This window comes from Nostoc sp. (assembly GCF_036917195.1).
GTDB lineage: Bacteria > Cyanobacteriota > Cyanobacteriia > Cyanobacteriales > Nostocaceae > Nostoc.
The window spans coordinates 97,930-114,695 of record NZ_JBALDG010000051.1; the positions used below are offsets into that span (position 1 = coordinate 97,930).

The 16,766-nt window shown below is 42.7% G+C and carries 16 protein-coding genes and 1 pseudogene; 7 read left to right on the forward strand and 10 right to left on the reverse strand.

The genetic code is table 11. The features are described 5' to 3' along the window. Positions 1 to 38 precede the first annotated feature (38 nt). Entirely contained in the window at positions 39 to 392 is a 354-nt protein-coding gene (locus V7K40_RS16355; protein WP_334961353.1) for a hypothetical protein, read from the forward strand. Here the strand turns inward: V7K40_RS16355 and crtB are convergent. Further along, entirely contained in the window at positions 389 to 1,282 is an 894-nt protein-coding gene (gene crtB / locus V7K40_RS16360; RefSeq protein ID WP_334961355.1) for a cyanoexosortase B, read from the reverse strand. The genes V7K40_RS16355 and crtB overlap by 4 nt on opposite strands. A gap of 63 nt (positions 1,283 to 1,345) precedes the next feature. Beyond that, positions 1,346 to 2,539: a DegT/DnrJ/EryC1/StrS aminotransferase family protein gene (locus V7K40_RS16365; protein ID WP_334961357.1), complete on the reverse strand. Its 1,194-nt coding sequence runs from the start codon at positions 2,537 to 2,539 to the stop codon at positions 1,346 to 1,348. A 552-nt stretch (positions 2,540 to 3,091) separates the two neighbouring features. On the opposite strand from V7K40_RS16365, the gene V7K40_RS16370 reads away from it, so the two are divergent. Continuing rightward, the gene (locus tag V7K40_RS16370) at positions 3,092 to 4,645 is read left to right on the forward strand and encodes a GAF domain-containing sensor histidine kinase (RefSeq protein WP_334961359.1); all 1,554 of its coding nucleotides are present in this window, start codon (positions 3,092 to 3,094) and stop codon (positions 4,643 to 4,645) included. Between the two features lie 304 nt (positions 4,646 to 4,949). Further along, a complete protein-coding gene (locus V7K40_RS16375; RefSeq protein WP_334961360.1) occupies positions 4,950 to 6,368 on the forward strand; it encodes an IctB family putative bicarbonate transporter in 1,419 nt (472 codons plus the stop codon). A gap of 70 nt (positions 6,369 to 6,438) precedes the next feature. Here V7K40_RS16375 and V7K40_RS16380 read toward each other — a convergent pair whose 3' ends face one another. From V7K40_RS16380 to V7K40_RS16390, 3 genes are all read right to left on the reverse strand, one after another. Beyond that, positions 6,439 to 6,717, reverse strand: coding sequence for a WGxxGxxG family protein (locus V7K40_RS16380; RefSeq protein WP_273768299.1), 279 nt, complete (start codon positions 6,715 to 6,717; stop codon positions 6,439 to 6,441). A gap of 180 nt (positions 6,718 to 6,897) precedes the next feature. Continuing rightward, on the reverse strand, positions 6,898 to 7,365 hold the full coding sequence (gene smpB, locus V7K40_RS16385) for an SsrA-binding protein SmpB (protein WP_334961363.1): 468 nt from the start codon (positions 7,363 to 7,365) through the stop codon (positions 6,898 to 6,900). A gap of 36 nt (positions 7,366 to 7,401) precedes the next feature. Further along, complete coding sequence (locus tag V7K40_RS16390) at positions 7,402 to 7,683, reverse strand: helix-turn-helix domain-containing protein (RefSeq protein ID WP_334961366.1); 282 nt, start codon at positions 7,681 to 7,683, stop codon at positions 7,402 to 7,404. A 594-nt stretch (positions 7,684 to 8,277) separates the two neighbouring features. On the opposite strand from V7K40_RS16390, the gene V7K40_RS16395 reads away from it, so the two are divergent. Next, positions 8,278 to 8,961, forward strand: coding sequence for a response regulator transcription factor (locus tag V7K40_RS16395; protein ID WP_334961368.1), 684 nt, complete (start codon positions 8,278 to 8,280; stop codon positions 8,959 to 8,961). Between the two features lie 43 nt (positions 8,962 to 9,004). Here the strand turns inward: V7K40_RS16395 and V7K40_RS16400 are convergent, their stop codons facing one another. The 4 genes from V7K40_RS16400 to murC form a co-directional block, all read right to left on the reverse strand. Then, positions 9,005 to 9,520, reverse strand: a complete 516-nt coding sequence (locus tag V7K40_RS16400) for a low molecular weight protein-tyrosine-phosphatase (RefSeq protein ID WP_334961370.1) — start codon at positions 9,518 to 9,520, stop codon at positions 9,005 to 9,007. 62 nt (positions 9,521 to 9,582) lie between these two features. After that, positions 9,583 to 9,930 (reverse strand): YbaB/EbfC family nucleoid-associated protein, encoded by a 348-nt coding sequence (locus tag V7K40_RS16405; protein ID WP_273768304.1) that lies wholly within the window; start codon positions 9,928 to 9,930, stop codon positions 9,583 to 9,585. A 315-nt stretch (positions 9,931 to 10,245) separates the two neighbouring features. Further along, positions 10,246 to 11,244 (reverse strand): UDP-N-acetylmuramate dehydrogenase, encoded by a 999-nt coding sequence (gene murB / locus V7K40_RS16410; protein WP_334961373.1) that lies wholly within the window; start codon positions 11,242 to 11,244, stop codon positions 10,246 to 10,248. A gap of 124 nt (positions 11,245 to 11,368) precedes the next feature. Beyond that, entirely contained in the window at positions 11,369 to 12,832 is a 1,464-nt protein-coding gene (gene murC, locus V7K40_RS16415; RefSeq protein ID WP_334961375.1) for a UDP-N-acetylmuramate--L-alanine ligase, read from the reverse strand. A 403-nt stretch (positions 12,833 to 13,235) separates the two neighbouring features. Between murC and nadD the strand changes: the two genes are divergently transcribed. Then, complete coding sequence (gene nadD / locus V7K40_RS16420) at positions 13,236 to 13,862, forward strand: nicotinate (nicotinamide) nucleotide adenylyltransferase (RefSeq protein WP_334961377.1); 627 nt, start codon at positions 13,236 to 13,238, stop codon at positions 13,860 to 13,862. A gap of 116 nt (positions 13,863 to 13,978) precedes the next feature. Next, positions 13,979 to 14,992 (forward strand): type I glyceraldehyde-3-phosphate dehydrogenase, encoded by a 1,014-nt coding sequence (locus V7K40_RS16425; RefSeq protein ID WP_334961379.1) that lies wholly within the window; start codon positions 13,979 to 13,981, stop codon positions 14,990 to 14,992. Positions 14,993 to 15,021: 29 nt separating this feature from the next. Here the strand turns inward: V7K40_RS16425 and thiL are convergent, their stop codons facing one another. After that, positions 15,022 to 16,053 (reverse strand): thiamine-phosphate kinase, encoded by a 1,032-nt coding sequence (gene thiL, locus V7K40_RS16430; RefSeq protein WP_334961381.1) that lies wholly within the window; start codon positions 16,051 to 16,053, stop codon positions 15,022 to 15,024. Positions 16,054 to 16,141: 88 nt separating this feature from the next. On the opposite strand from thiL, the pseudogene V7K40_RS16435 reads away from it, so the two are divergent. Further along, positions 16,142 to 16,724 (forward strand): annotated as a pseudogene (locus tag V7K40_RS16435) (Uma2 family endonuclease). Positions 16,725 to 16,766: the final 42 nt, after the last annotated feature.

Genomic DNA, 16,766 nt, shown 5'->3' on the forward strand with positions numbered 1-16,766 from the left:
TTACTTCATAAAATCACACTGTGAGTTCAGTAATATTTATGCATAGAGAAAAAGCAGAGGAGCAGGGGAGCAGAGAGCAGGGAGCAGGGACTGGAGACGAAAGAGGGGAAAGAAGTAATTTTAATTCTCCCCCTTGCCCCCTTGCCCCCTGCCCTTCTGCCTATTGTGCCCAATACAACTCTTGGAGAGGCTGCGCCCTAAGCATAGCTATGCCGCAGGCTTTACGACGCCGCCCTTATCCTCGGCTTCGCCCTTCAACGCCGAGCTCCATCGAGCAAAGCCGAGATGCTCAGGCTAAACTCGGCACAAGTCGGCTCCTTTCGGCTTCTCTACGAGATGCTCTTGCGTTCGCTCAAGGCAAGCCGCTCAGTACAAGTGCCCAATGGTTCTAACTTTCTCCTTCTTGCTGAGTTTCTAGAGATGTTGAGAAATAGCTATTAATCCCATTCAGTAAGGGCACTAGTGACACCAGCATACAAGCAGAGTAGAGGTCACCACCCCAACCCTCATGCAGCCATTTAAAAGCCGCTTCTTGACCTGTGCCGTGAAAGAAAGTCAGTAAAGTATTACGAATGATATTGGCAGTAGTACTAACGATCGCAGCAATAGATAAAAACGATATAGTTGTGCGGCGTGAAGACAAAGCGTCTGTCCAATAAAGCAGCATCAAGCCTACGTAGAGAGTAGTAAACAACATTTTCAGCCCTGCACAATAGGGGGCAACCTCCACAATCCGTCCTCCCACGTAGAGATTTATCTCATCTACGGTTACTTCCATACCAAATTGATTCAGTATGAAGCCTGCTGTGCCAGCGATGAAGCTTTGGAGAGGCATGGTATAGGGAGCAATGAGATAGGGTACTGCTGTTGGAGTTGCCAAAAATACTAGTAGCAGGGGGAATCCTTGCGATCGCAAACCTGGTATTCCCTTAAACCACAAGCATAATCCTGCCAGTATAACGGGCAAGGAAAGGTTAACCCACTCTGTAACACCGCTCAGATAAAATACTGCCCCTAATAACAATAAAACAGCGCCCAAAGGATGGATAGTATTTGGTAAACGTGTCCACTTTTTCCGGTTCATCCAGCCCAGATAAGCAGCAAATGGTAAACCAATAATCCCGTGACTGAAATATTCGTGTTCTGTACTGATATTTTTGTGCAGCCAACCATCCAACCAGTGGAGCAATATAGGAGCATAAAGCAGTAGCAAAACGCCTAAAATAGCTAGATTTAACAAGCCTGACGCGTTTCTGTTTTTAACCTGTTGCTGGAGTGCCATGATTTTCAGTAATTCAAAAACTGTCAGTAGTCAGTGGTCAGATTTTTTGCCATTGAATTAACTTTAGGCTACCACGCTGCCAAGGTCAGCAGGGCATGAATTATCTGCCTTAGAACTCGTTGAGACTGCATTGGCGATCGCTGTAACAACTTCTTTGACTTGGCTACTGCTCAAACCAGGATACATCGGTAATGATAATATTTGCTTTGACAGTTTTTCTGCTTGAGGAAAATCTCCAGACTGATAGCCTAAGTTGGTAAATGCTGGCTGGAGATGACAAGCAATTGGGTAGTGAATGCCAGTTTGAATTCCTACTGCTGTTAGTTTTTCCTGGAGTAGCTGGCGTTCTATTGGGCAAGAATCATCAATTTTAATCACATAAAGATGATAAACGTGTCCTGTAGCACTTTGATTTTCCATAGGGATAATCCCAGCAGTTGCTAAGGGTGCTAGTTGCTGATCATACTGCTGGGCAACAGTCAGGCGATCGCGATTCCACTGTGGCAAATATGGTAGTTTCTCGTGCAATACCGCTGCTTGTAAAGTATCCAGGCGGCTATTTGTACCTGCTTCAGTATGAAAATACTTTTGCGATGCCCCATAATTTCGCAAGCGCCTCATCTTTTCGGCTACGTCTGAATCTTGTGTCAGCAGCATTCCCCCATCCCCAAATGCTCCCAAATTTTTGCTGGGATAGAAACTAAAAGCTGCTGCTATTCCTACTGAACCAGCCTGATATCCGTCTCTTTGGGCGAGGTGTGCTTGTGCTGCATCTTCAAAAATTAGTAGTTTGTAGGTATCGGCAAAGTTTAATAGTTCGCGTGGTGATACCATCTGACCATAGAGATGCACAGGGATAATTGCTTTGGTATGAGGCGTAATTGCCTTTGCTGCTTTTCTTAAGTCAATTAAAGCTGTTTGGCGATCGCAATCTACCAAAATTGGCTTCGCACCAGCCCGTTGTACCCCAATCAAGGTTGCTATAAAAGTGTTTGCTGGTAAAATCACTTCATCGCCAGCACCAATATTACACGCTTGCAATCCGAGAGCGATCGCATCTGTTCCTGATGCAACACCAACTCCATATTCTGCCCCAGACACTGCCGCAAATGCTGCTTCAAAATCTGAGAGGGCTTGCCCTAAAATAAAATCTCCTTGTTCCAATACAGATTGGATTGCATATTGCAATTGCGTTTGAATTGGTTCGTGTTGTAACTTCAGGTCTACAAAAGGAACTCTAATAGTCATTTTATTCATTACCAGTTGTCCTTAAAAAAATATTCCTTGCATGGAAAAAATAGAAAACCCTGCACAGTTTTCAGGAAGAAATTGTAATAGGTTTAATCTCTTGGATAGAGACTTATATTAACTATCTAGGATTGTCAGTCATCGGTGCTAGCTGTTATCAGTAAAAATGGCTATAAAAATTACATTAATATAGTTTTTATAAGTAAATTTACTTCTAATATGCCAGTCAGAATTCTTTCTTCTGTACATAAAAAATGATAGCCCCTTTGTATTGTATCCTTAGCATTAGGTTACCCTAGCTGAATCCAAATCTAACGCAGTCTGATTGTAAAATCTCAAGCACTAAAGACTACACCAGTGCTAAATAAAGAACATTCAGTATCAGTAGCTAGGAAGTTGTAAATACCACCTCACCGACTTAATGGAAGGGATAAAAAATTTTTGCCCCAAATTTGTTTGTCAGAGGCAAAATTAGGGAATGCTTAAAAATAGCAATTGATAACCCAGAAATAGGGCTTATATCAATTACAGTATCGAGAAATTATTAAGGTAGCAGTGGCAATGATAGAGCCTGAAAACAAATTATTTGCCCTAAAGGATGGTTGGGATTCTCATGAATCAAGAGAACAACAACGCCTCAAAGCTTTGTCAGATTTAGGTTTGCGACAGCCAGAAACGATTCCGGTTTTTGAAGAAGCCACACAGACTGCTGCCCACTTTTTGGAAGCACCAATTTCCATATTGGGATTTATAGATCAAGAACGCCACTGGTTCAAGTCGGCGGTGGGCTTATCTAGGCTGGGACTAATGAACCATTTGGCACAAAGCCGCCAACTGTCACGTCGGGAATCCTTTTGTACTCAGGTAGTAGAAAGTTTACAAATATTTGTAATTAATGATACACATAACCTTACAGATCTAGCACTTGCTAGCAGTAAGTTGGTGCAGGATTATGGTATTCGTGCTTACTTAGGAGCGCCACTGATTGATGCTGAGGGACATTGTTTAGGTGCATTAGCGGTGATGGATTTAGTGCCGCGCAATTTTACAAACCGAGACATTGAGTTTTTACAAATCATAGCTCGTTGGAGCATGAGTGAATTTGAACGTAACCGACTCTTGCAAGGGAAACTCGAATCAAACACTCCTAAGAGCGCTCCGATATTTTCACTCAATGACGAACGTAACGCTGAGATTAAAATCACCCCACGCACTAAAGATAGCGACTCTATTTCTACCAAGCAGTTGAAACTGGAACTTTTGGCTCAACTAACTCAGGAGTTACGCACACCCTTAACATCTGTACTTGGTATGGCTAGTGTTTTAGGACGTGAGATTTATGGGCCTTTAATGCCTAAACAGAGAGAATATTTAGAAATTATCCAACACAGTGGTCGCTACTTACTTTCCCTAGTAAACGAAATTACCGAACTAGGAGCTATGGATGAAAACTCAACTGTGCTGAATCTGGCTCCTGTGGATATCGAAATGCTGTGTCAACAAGCTATCAATACCCTAGAAGAAGCGGCTAATCGCCGTGAGCAAGATATTCGCCTCTCTATAGAACCGGGACGCAATCGCATTTTGCCTTTAGATAAAGACAAAGTGCGGCAAATCCTCTATCACCTGGTTTTCAGTGTGATTCAACTTTCGGCTACAGGTAGCATTGTTCGCATTCATGTCTCTTACAAGGAAGATACGCTCAACATTACTATTTGGGTTTCCCATCCCTGGCTAGGGGACGGGATCACTGAGGTTGATCCCTACTTCCGTCTCAATTCTTTGTCCTTGCTGGAGTTGACAGGTGAAGTAGCAACTTACAATACTCGTGCACAAAGCCAGGAGCAACCAGATATTTCATCAGTAGCAGTGGACAATTCAAAAAATTTGAGTGATTCCCACGCAAATTTATTTGCTGCTAGTTCGGGTATAAATTTAGCTAAATCACATGGAAGTCTTTCTCGTGAAAGCTTGGGTCTATTGCTAAGTTGTCAACTGGCAGAATTGCATAGTGGACATATTTTAATTCAAGGTTCACCAGAATCAGGATATCGTTATGTGCTTTGTTTGCCATTGCAATTGGCGACTTCCTCACAAGCAATTAGCGATGTCTGATTACAGCCATTAGGGAACATTTTACAGGTGATAGGGGATAGGAAAAGACAAATTCATACTTTAGTTGTGTACTAAGTACGTGAAGGGTTAATCAACACTAGTCAAAAAGCTAACAATTACTGACATTTATTTACTTTCGCACTAGAGAAAAGCAGGGAGCTTTAGATTACAGATGGTAGCTGATGGGCATGAGTAAGAGCATCATCACTAAATTGCAATCTACATTATTACCTTTTTATAGCTATACGCATTATGATCAATTCCAAGTTCTGCGTCGGCAGGCTAATTGATCGCAATGTTTTTTATGAATTTAGTCTGGCAACGATTTACTTTATCATCTTTACCGCTCAAAGAATATCTTGCTACCAGTTACGTACACCGTTCTCTAGTGGGACTGTTAAGTTCTTGGCGGCAAACCAGCGTCTTGATTCAGTGGGGAGATGCGATCGCAGCGGCTTTACTGAGTTTAGTATATGCGCTTGCACCTTTTGCTTCGAGTACATTGGTAGGCTTGTTATTGTTGGCTTGTGTGGTATTTTGGCTGTTGTTGACTTTATCTGATGAAGCAACACCAGCAAATGTCTCGTCAGTCACTCCCATTCACCTGCTGGTATTGTTCTACTGGGGAATTGCCGCAGTCGCAACAGCATTATCACCAGTGAAAAAGGCGGCACTTAACGACTTGGCAACGTTGACCTTGTATTTGCTACTATTTACCCTTTGTGCGAGGATACTGAGGTCACCTCGCCTCCGGTCTTGGATTATCATCCTTTACCTACACGTATCGTTAATTGTCAGTGTATATGGATTGCGGCAATGGTTTTTTGGAGCCACAGCACTGGCAACTTGGGTTGATCCAGAATCTCCTCTGTCTAAGACTACAAGAGTCTACAGTTATTTAGAGAATCCCAACTTATTGGCTGGATACCTCCTACCAGCAGTAATTTTTAGCTTGGTGGCAATTTTTGCATGGCAAAGCTGGCTCAAAAAAGCTTTAGGATTAACAATGTTGATTGTCAATACTGCCTGCCTGATCCTGACTTTTAGTCGTGGCGGTTGGATTGGACTAGTGGTGGCAGTTTTGGCTGTGATGGCATCGCTAGTTTATTGGAAAAGCGACCAAATGCCTCTTTTTTGGCGTACTTGGTCACTACCGATTGTGTTGGGAGGTTTGATCGGGGTATTAATACTAGCAGTGATATTTGTAGAGCCAGTCCGCCTGCGAGTATTCAGTATTTTTGCTGACCGTGGAGATAGCAGTAATAATTTTCGCCGAAATGTGTGGGATGCTGTCTTTGAGATGATTCGCGATCGCCCGATTTTCGGCATTGGCCCTGGTCACAACTCTTTTAATCAAGTTTATCCCCTCTACCAACGCCCTCGTTACACTGCTTTAAGTGCCTATTCGATTTTATTTGAAGTGACTGTAGAAACTGGCTTTGTTGGTTTAGCTTGCTTTCTCTGGCTAATAATTGTCACATTTAATACGGCATTACTACAAGTGCGACGATTGCGACGATTGAGAAGTGGAGAGGGATTTTGGTTAATTGGGGCGATCGCTATTTTGTTGGGTATGCTAGCTCACGGCACCGTAGATACTGTTTGGTATCGTCCTGAAGTCAATACTCTCTGGTGGCTCATCGTTGCCTTAATTGCCAGCTATTGGACACCTTTAGCTCAAAACCAGACAAGTTCAACTAACTCAGAACCAGCAATAAACTAACATCAATAAGTTGTCAGTTGTTGTCTTACTGAACAACTGACAACTTTTAAATTTTGAATTGTCTAATTGTCTAATCTCTGTAGGTAGTGGCACTTGGGGCATTAGGGTCGCGATAAGCAGTCGGTTGAGGATCGCGCTTTTTGCCAGCCAACCCAGCTAGACCAAATAAACCAATCAATCCTAGCCAACCCCAATTAAAATCGTTGCGCTCATTAGTGGTCGTTGTTGGAGCAGTAGTGGCCCCGGAGTCATTAGTTGTCTGAGCTTGTGCAGATAGAGTTAAGGGTAAAATTCCCATACTCAAGCTGAGAACGCCAGCCCCAACAAATGTAATGAAATTACTTTTCATAAATCTGAAAATTCCTGATGCCATCCGAAGTTACTCACCACTGTATCGAGTCCCAACCTTAACAAAATCAATCTGCGGCTATAAACTAGGCATTTCCAGAACTCAGGCTGTAGACATACAACATAATTTTCACAGCAATCAGTTTCTCACTCTTACTGTGGTAGTTTAGCAAACCGATCCTCAATAGCTTTTCATAGCCCGTTGAATATCACGCTGATCTTGGCGTCGTTTGAGGTCTTCTCGCTTATCGTGGAGCTTTTTACCTTTGCCAAGGGCTATACTCACTTTTACCCAGCCTCGTTTGAGATACATTTTCAAAGGGATTAAAGTTAAACCCTGCTGTTCTACTTTGCCAATTAGCTTGCGGAGTTCTTGGCGATGCAGCAGCAGCTTGCGTGTACGGCGTGGTTCATGATTAAAATATTGTCCACTAGCGTTGTAAGGTGAGATATGCACATTGATCAACCATGCTTCGCCATTGCGAAGCAAAGCATAGCCATCTTGGAGATTGACTTTACCCGCACGAATCGACTTAACCTCGGTTCCTGTCAATTCAATTCCAGCTTCATAAGTTTCCAGAATTTCATACAAATAACGGGCTTGGCGGTTGTCGCTAATAACTTTGTAACCTTCGTTGTTGTCGCTCATTGATAATTTTGTGTGCTTTTAATGTACGTGAACTACCTACACCTCTTTTAACGATTCACTAGAATATTCAATATAAGTCAAGTCCTCCTTGATAACAGGAAGCTGTTTTTTCTGAGAGGAGAAATTCGGATTATCCCTCAGTTCTGGTAACGAGCAAACAAGGCGACAAGCATTGACACTGTTGCAGTTATTTTCCCACCAATCAAATTTCTCACCCAGTTGCTTGTTGTACCAGTATCGGCAAACTCGCAACCAACTATTCAGTTCTAGTTTTTGATTGGTATTCGGGTAAGCGTGATACTGGTAATTCAGTAACATATTAGCTTTTGTTTTTAAGCACTATTGTCATTTCAGACAGAGCGTGATTATAGCAGAGTTACCAAAAATATTCTCAAAAAATATTTGGATTGGCTTGTAAAATATAGGGTATATCTTATAACCGCTATAAATGCTGAACTGTATATCACTAATTTAACTTTTCTAAGTTCGTAATTAAAAGTTTTCTGGCAAATTTAAGTTACCTGGAGCCAATAATCATTAGTGATTAGCTAAAAACTAATCACAAAGGACAAACGATAAAACATATTTATAGTTACTTTTCTTTTGGAAAATTATTAATTATGTCAATATTAATTTACACTATATTGAGCATTTGCTCTGCCTTATTGATGAATTGTTACAAATTACAAAACTTTCTGTACCTCCCCAGCATAATAAGTCAAAGGTGAATTATAATATTTAACCCTATTCCTAAAGATTTAAGATTTCCTTTATAAATCAACTCTAAAGGCATTCATTAGCTGGTAATCCTGTCATAGTATGAAACATAAGAACACTATTCTTGCCTGTGTTCACTGATGGAATACGTAGAAGCAAATTTCTGAGTAAAAAAAAGCTTGGGGTGTATTGTCCATGCCCTTGACGATCCTTGTAGTGGATGATGATTTGGGCACTCGTCTGTATATTAGCGACTATCTTGAACTGTCTGGCTACTCGGTGATTACGGCTAATGACGGTCAAGAGGCTTTGGCTATGGTGGATGAGTATCATCCGGATTTGATTGTCACGGATATCGCCATGCCACAGATGAATGGCTACGAACTAGTGCGCCGGGTGCGTCAACAACCAGTATTTCGGTTATTGCCTGTAATTTTATTAACAGCCCGAACTAAGACCCAGGAAAGAATTATGGGCTACCAGTCAGGGTGCGATTTATACTTACCCAAACCTTTTGAACTGGAAGAGTTAGCAGCAGCAATCCGTAATCTTTTAGAGCGATCGCAAATCATTCAATCAGAGTACCGCTTTTCTCATAAAGATAGTTTGGGTCTTTCCACCTCGACAAAAGCGGTGGATGCCCATAATTCTTTGTCCACTCAAATTCAGAAATCCCACTTGCACTCATCCCTAACTCATAGAGAACAGCAAGTCTTAGAGTTATTGACTCATGGTCTTTCTAATGCCGAGATGGGTCATCAGCTATATCTGAGTCCTCGAACAGTGGAAAAGTATGTTAGCAGTTTATTGAGAAAAACTTCAACCAGCAACCGAGCGGAATTAGTACGTTTTGCGATTAAGCATGGTCTGGTGGAATAAAAAAAGTGAGGAGTTAGAAGTTAAGAGTGAGAAATTAAAACTCCTAATTCCTAATTCCTAACTCATAACTCATAACTTTTGTAAGCAGACCTTCGCAAGCATCAATCAGTAAATCAATAACTTGATTAAATCCCTGTTGACCACCGTAATAGGGATCTGGAACTTCCTTTAGAGTGTGTCGAGAGCAAAACTCGCACATCAAACGCACTTTATACTGATATTGTTTAGTTTGATCAAGAGTGAGGATGTTCTCATAATTTTCTTGATCCATCGCCAAAATCAAATCAAAGTCTTGAAAGTCTGACTCTTGAAACTGGCGGGCTCGACCACGCAGTTTAATTCCCAACTTTGTAGCAGCTGCAACACTCATGCGTTTGTCAGGTGGGCTACCAATGTGATAACTAGATGTACCAGCAGAGTCACAAAGGATGCGGACACGTTTGGGATCGGCACAGCCATCGCTCAAGCCAGCCTGCTCAATTAAATGATTCATAATGTTTTCTGCCGATGGCGATCGGCAGATATTACCTAAGCAGACAAATAGCAACTTGTAAGCCATAGATATTTTTTGCCTTTTGTCAAAAGTCAAAAGTCATTAGACCAATGACCAATGACTTTTGACTAAAATCCAGGAAGTTCCAGTCCACTGGTCAATTCTTCCATACGTTCCCGCATTGTTGCAGTGGACTTGGTATAGGCTTCTTTCATTGCCACTGTCACCAGATCAGAAAGTACTTCTGCACCTTCGGCTAAAGCATCTGGAGAAATTTCCACCCGCTTGGGTTCTTGGTTACCACTGACAATCACCTTCACCAAACCACCGCCAGATTCTCCTTGAATCTCCATTTGCTCCAATTCTTCTTGAAGTCGCTTTGCGCCTTCTTGAACTTGCTGGGCTTTCTTAAAAGCTTCGGCCAGTTCCTTCATTTTTCCTAAACCAAAGCCGAATCCCTGTCCTTTTCCTGTCATAATTAGTTGTACGCTTGTGCGTTGAATAACAAATCAAATTCAATTATAGATGCGGTAAGTAATTTGCCTCTTTTTTTACCAATAATTAATGCATCTTAGCATTGGGCACTTGTACTGAGTTTGTCCTAAGCGGCTTGCCTTGAGCATCACGCCTAGGCTCGATGGAACCGAAGCCAAAAGGAGCCGTAAAGCCTGCGGCATAGCTACGCTTAGGGCGCAGCCTCTCCAAGAGTTGTATTGGGCATTGGTTACACTCTGTCTCCTTCATCTTTCCAGTTCCAAATCTCTAACGCTCCATTTCCGAGATTGAAAGTTTCAACAAGCAGCTTGAAACTCTCCGAGCATTTTGACTTCTGGCTCTAACCGAATAGACCAACGTTCTTGTACCTGATGTTGGATGTGACTAATGAGACAGAAGATGTCACTAGCTTTTGCCCCACCACGGTTGACGATAAAATTAGCATGGAGTAGTGCTACTTGTGCTCCACCAATTTGGTAGCCTTTGAGACCAGTTTGTTCAATTAACCAGCCTGCGGTGTAAGGTTTGGGATTGCGGAACACACTGCCACAACTGGGGAAGTTGTATGGTTGGGTGCTCAACCGATGCTTTTTGTGTTGTTTGGTGATTGCTATAACTTTTGCTGGCTCCGCACCTGGCGCGAGTTGTAAGGTAGCTTGGGTGACTATGCGATCGCCACCTTGCAATAATGAAGTCCGGTAACTATAACTTAACTGTTCCGGGGTAATAGTTTCTAGCGTCCCATCGGGTGAAAGTACCTGGGCACTAACTAACATATCTGCGATACAGCTATTATGTGCCCCTGCATTCATCACCACGGCACCTCCTGCTGTTCCAGGGATACCAACAGCCCACTCCAATCCTTCCCACCCTAATTCTGCTGCCGCCCATGCCAAGCTGGGAATTGATTCTCCGGCAGCAACGGTTAATTGACCTGTCTGGAGGTCAAAGTTGCTGAAGCGGAGATGACGAGTAGCAATGACTAAACCTGATATACCGCGATCGCTCACTAGCAAGTTAGAACCTGCTCCCAGTGTTGTCACCTTTAAATTACGTTCTTTTGCGTATTTAAGACTTGCTTGCAGTGCTTCTAAGTTTCGGGGGGCAACGTACAAATCAGCAGCTCCCCCAACCCTATAGGAAGTAAACGCTGACAAGGAAGCCTGGGACTTAATCACACAATCAGTACTGGGTAAGTAAATTACTTCACTCTCCACCGAATTAGTTGTTTGGTGTTTCTTTGTATTCAAAACAGAAACTGTGCAGACGTTTCCAGCTGCCTGGGAAATGGTCATCTTTACTTTGTTTTGGTAAAATTTTTACATTTATTTACCGCAAAGATACGGTAATAGAGTTAACCTATGAAACCGTTGCTAGAGGGGCGCTTTGCTCAGAAATAAAACTTCGCAAAGTCTCCACTTAGGATGTGGCTTTAGCTGGCTCACAAAGTGTTGTAATTACTTCAGGAATCACCTGGTTCAAGTTCCCAGCCCCCAAAAATAGCGCTAAGTCTCCTGGGCGTAGTGTTTGCAGCAAGTACTCACACACTGCGGGTAAAGTTGGTTGATAAACTACAGGAGAATGCTGTTTAGCAATTTCCGCCGTTAGATATTCACCACTAATTTGCCCTAAATTGGGTTCGCCTGCACTGTAAATATCAGTCAGCACAACCAAATCAGCATGGGTAAAAGACTCGGCAAATTCTTTTAAAAAGGTCAGTGTCCTGCTATAGCGATGGGGTTGGAAGATGGCAACCACTCTTTGCCCTGGTCTTGCCTGTAAGCGTGCTGCGGCTAGAGTAGCACGAATCTCGCTGGGGTGATGAGCATAGTCATCGATGAAGGTAATACCATCAACTTCACCTCGGAACTCAAAGCGTCGTCTTGCTCCTTCAAAGGTGGCGATGCCTTTGGCAATTGCTCCAAATTCTAAGCCCAACGCCCGACCAACAGCCACCGCTGCTAGAGCGTTGCTGAGATTGTGCCGACTGAGCAGCCGCAACTTCAATACGCCCAAAGCTTTGCCTCTTTCCCAAACTAAAGCCGTGGTGCCATCAGCACGATAATCAATATTAGTCACAGTGTAGTCAGCGTCGGTATCTGAGTATAAACTGTAGCTGATTGTGGGTTGCAAGCGATCGCGCACTGTCGCACAGTCAATGCTACCTATTAACGTTTTACAACCCTCAGCAAATGTCTGGAAGATGTCAATGACTTCTTCTAATGTATCGTAATGGTCAGGATGATCGAGTTCAATATTGGTAATGATGCCAATTTCTGGAGCGTGTTTTACCAAAGAACCATCAGATTCATCTGCTTCGGCCACCAAATATTGGCTTTGTCCCAATCGAGCATTACCTTCCCAAGCTTTGACTTCGCCACCCACTAAAATTGTTGGATCTAGACCAGCTTCCAGAAGCATATAGCCAATCATGCTACTGGTTGTAGTTTTGCCGTGTGTTCCTGCCACTGCAATACTGTAGTAATCGGAAATTAAGGCGGCTAGTACATCTGAACGATGTAAAATTGGACAACCTAATTCCAGTGCTGCTTTGTATTCTAAATTATTCGTGTTAATTGCTGTTGAACAAATGACTTGAGGTAGTTTTGACTTAGTAGCAGTAGGTAATTGTTCTTGTGAATTTAATACTACTGCATTAGCCAATACCTGAGGGCGAAAGAATTCGAGATTGCTTGCCTCTTGTCTACCAAAAATATGAGCACCAATAGATTCCAATTTGTGCGTAATGTGGTTCGGACGAAGATCCGAACCTGATACTGGAAATTGACGCTTAGTGAGAACGTATGCCAGAGCAGACATACCTATGCCACCGATGCCAATGAAATGAAATGGTCTACCACTAAAATCTACTGAATTAGTCATTTATTGCTCCTCTTACACCACACCACACCATAATCACAAATGACACGCGTATCATAACAGGAATTTGATTTTTACCGTAACTGCTCCTATATCATGTTTATGTTTAATGCCCAGATGATGTTTCTGCTCTGGTTTTGCTGGTTCAGAATGATTTTACCTTGGTTGGAGGTTTTTGCTATTTTTGAACTGTTCTTAAGATTATTCTCAAAATTTTGGCTACATCGGGAAAGAAATTCTTGTAATGTCAAATACATATTTTTGGCTACCTTACTGGAATTGGCTACATAATACATTGTTTAGTGAAACTTATTTAAAATTGCACTAAGTCTAGGCGTGAATTGAGTACAATAGTACATTGGTAATGAAACTATTTTTCAATTGCATAAAACCCAGGCATAACTGGATGCAGCAACTAGCAATTTTTGGTGGCACATTTGATCCAATTCATTGGGGACACCTGCTCGTAGCTGAGACAGCAATGCAAGAAGTATCCCTTGAAAAGGTAATTTGGGTGCCATCCCTAAATCCTCCTCACAAAGAAGCAGCTTTGTTTGAGCATCGTGTGGAAATGCTGCAATTAGCCATAAAAGACAACCCAACGTTTACCGTCTCACTAGTGGAGGCAAATCGCTCTGGGACTTCCTATGCGATTAACACCCTGATCGACTTATCTGCTTCTTACCTAAATACTCACTGGTACTGGATTGTAGGCTTGGATACTTTCCAAACCTTACCCCGTTGGTACCGTGGATACGAACTAGCACAAATGTGTGATTGGTTAATCGCACCCCGACTGCTAGGTGGTGAGACTATAACTCAAAGCAAATTAATCTGCAAGCAAGTGGAGCAACAACTGAGGGAACAGTCATACACTATTCACTGGCAATTCTTGAATATACCTTTAGTAGGAGTTTCGTCAAGTCTAATTCGCAAATTTTGCCGCGAACGCCAGTCAATTCGTTATTTAGTCCCGGAATCGGTCAGATCATATATCACTAACAACAATCTCTACTCGAACAAATCTGAATAAATTATGTGTTTTTTTATTGATCTAACAGTTTATGGTTATTATTGCTCCCCCCCTTTGCGATATGATTGGGGTCAACGATATCAACATATAAGCATAAATACAGAGGGCAAGACACTGTGATTAGAGTTGCAATCAACGGTTTCGGGCGGATTGGACGTAACTTTGCGCGCTGCTGGGTGGGTAGAGAGAATAGTAAAATCGACCTTGTGGCTATTAATGACACGTCAGACCCTAGAACCAATGCTCATCTGCTGAAGTATGACTCGATGCTAGGGAAGATCAAAGATGCTGAGATTAGTGCCGATGATAACTCTATCATCGTTAACGGTAAGACCATTAAGTGCGTATCTGATCGCAACCCAGAAAAGTTGCCCTGGAGAGATTGGGAAATTGACCTAATTATCGAAGCAACGGGGGTGTTTACTAGCAAAGAAGGAGCGCTGAAGCATGTGAATGCTGGAGCTAAGAAAGTTCTGATTACCGCTCCTGGTAAAAACGAGGATGGCACTTTTGTGATTGGTGTGAATCATCACGACTATGATCACAACATACACAACATTATCAGTAATGCTAGCTGTACTACCAACTGCTTGGCGCCCGTCGCCAAGGTGTTGAACGATAAGTTCGGCATCATCAAAGGTACGATGACCACCACCCATAGCTATACAGGTGACCAGCGCTTGCTAGACGCTTCTCACCGGGATTTGCGACGGGCGAGGGCAGCAGCGATCAATATTGTACCCACCTCCACTGGTGCAGCAAAAGCAGTGGCGCTGGTTATCCCAGACCTCAAAGGCAAGCTAAATGGTGTTGCCTTACGTGTACCTACCCCGAACGTCTCAATGGTAGATTTCGTAGTTCAGGTTGAGAAGCGTACTATTACTGAAGAAGTTAACCAAGCTTTCAAAGATGCTGCCGAAGGTTCATTCAAAGGTATTTTGGACTATAGCGATCTAGAACTGGTATCTTCCGATTATCAAGGTAGTGATGCTTCTTCGATTGTTGATGCCAGCTTGACTTTGGTTATGGGCAATGACTTAGTAAAAGTTATGGCGTGGTATGACAACGAGTGGGGTTACAGCCAACGAGTCTTGGATTTGGCAGAATTGGTAGCCCAGAAGTGGGTTTAATTAAAGAGTTAGGAGTGAGGAATTAAAACTCATAACTCATAACTTTTAAAGTGTTGAAATCCCTGGCTAAGATTTAGAACTTGGTCAGGGAATTTTTTTTGTTCGTCGTGAAATAGTACTATTGATCCAGGTGTAATCTTGCCCACGATCGCAGCCCTCTTACCAAGATGTTGCACCAAAGCTAATGCTGGCTCTTGTGGCAAACACAGCACTAATTCAAAGTCTTCGCCACCGTATAAAGTATATTTTAGCGCTTGCTCTGGTGTCAGCCAATGGTCAAAAGCTGCTGGGAAGGAAATTTGTCTGCGTTCTAGCACAGCGCCAACGCCACTGGCACGGCAAATTTGGATAATCGCATCCGCCAAACCATCGCTGCTATCCATACCAGCAATGGGCATAGGGCATGGGGATGCTAAGATTTTCCAAAGGATTGGTAAGACATCTAACCGTGGCTGTGGGCGTTGGTGTGCGCGGATTAGAGCCGTCTTTTCTTCGTTGTTGAGGTTTTGTCCCAATTCGGGATGTAAGAGCAATTCTAAGCCAGCGTGGGAGGCTCCATGAACACCTGTAACGACGATCGCATCCCCGACAACAGCAGCACAACGCCGGATAATTTGACTTGGGTTAACTTGACCAAAAGCGGTAATTGCCAGAGTAATTACAGGCGATCGCACAATATCACCCCCGACAATTGAGGTATTGTATTTTTGCAGGCATTCTGTCATTCCCTGGTATAGTTGCTCAACCCAACTCACCCTAACTTCACCGGGGAGTCCCAACCCGACGGTGATTCCCAATGGGGAAGCACCCATTGCTGCTAAATCTGATAAATTGGCAGCAGCAGCTCGCCAACCAGCATCTTCTGGGGAAGTGGTGACATTGCTAAAATGTACGCCATCAACCAGCACATCTGTAGTCACCACTAAAGAATGCTCTGGTGCAGTCACAAGTACTGCTGCATCATCTCCAATAATTTCTGGAGGACAGAAGCGCTGCAATCTTTCTAAAAGACCTTGTTCTCCGATATCTTGTACTTGTAGGGAAGATAACTCACTGTTCACAATCGGTTTTCCGTGTTGCAAAATTACTAAGAAAACTGATGATTTGCTTTACTGTTTAATATAAAGTATTGTCTAGCAGTCAGTTGGGATGGTAACAACACCAGTAACCAGCATCACATTTGAGGAATACTTAACCTATAATCATGGCAACGATCTTCATTATGAACTGGTGGATGGCAAGCTAGAGTTTATGAATCCACCTACTATTCAATATTTTCTAATTGCTCAATAAATTTAGCAATTGCTAGACGCAGAAATCAAACGTTGTAGCTCTACTTGGCTATGTTTCCGGGAAAGTGGGGTGATAACGGGTATAAATAAATCTAGGTTGACTGATTTGTGTGTAGTAACTACTGGAGCAAGCTAGAGAATTGTTCAATGCCTCAGCAGTATTTGAGTCATCCCCGTTACTAATTGTCGAGGTGGTCAGTCCAGAATCGGTGAAACGGGATTATCGTCATAAACGCTCCGAATACGCAGCCTTAGAGGTTCCTGAATATTGGATTGTAGACCCTTTAAAAGCAAAAGTTTCAGTATTACTACTGGAATATGGATTTTACGAAGAAACAGTTTTTATCGATAGTGACCAAATTGGAGCACGGACTTTTCCAGAATTAGCGATTACAGTTGATCAGGTGTTCACCGCTGGGAATCTGAGTCAGGGGAGTTAGGAGTTAGAAGTTAAGAGTTAGTAATTATTCTCCCTCATCTGC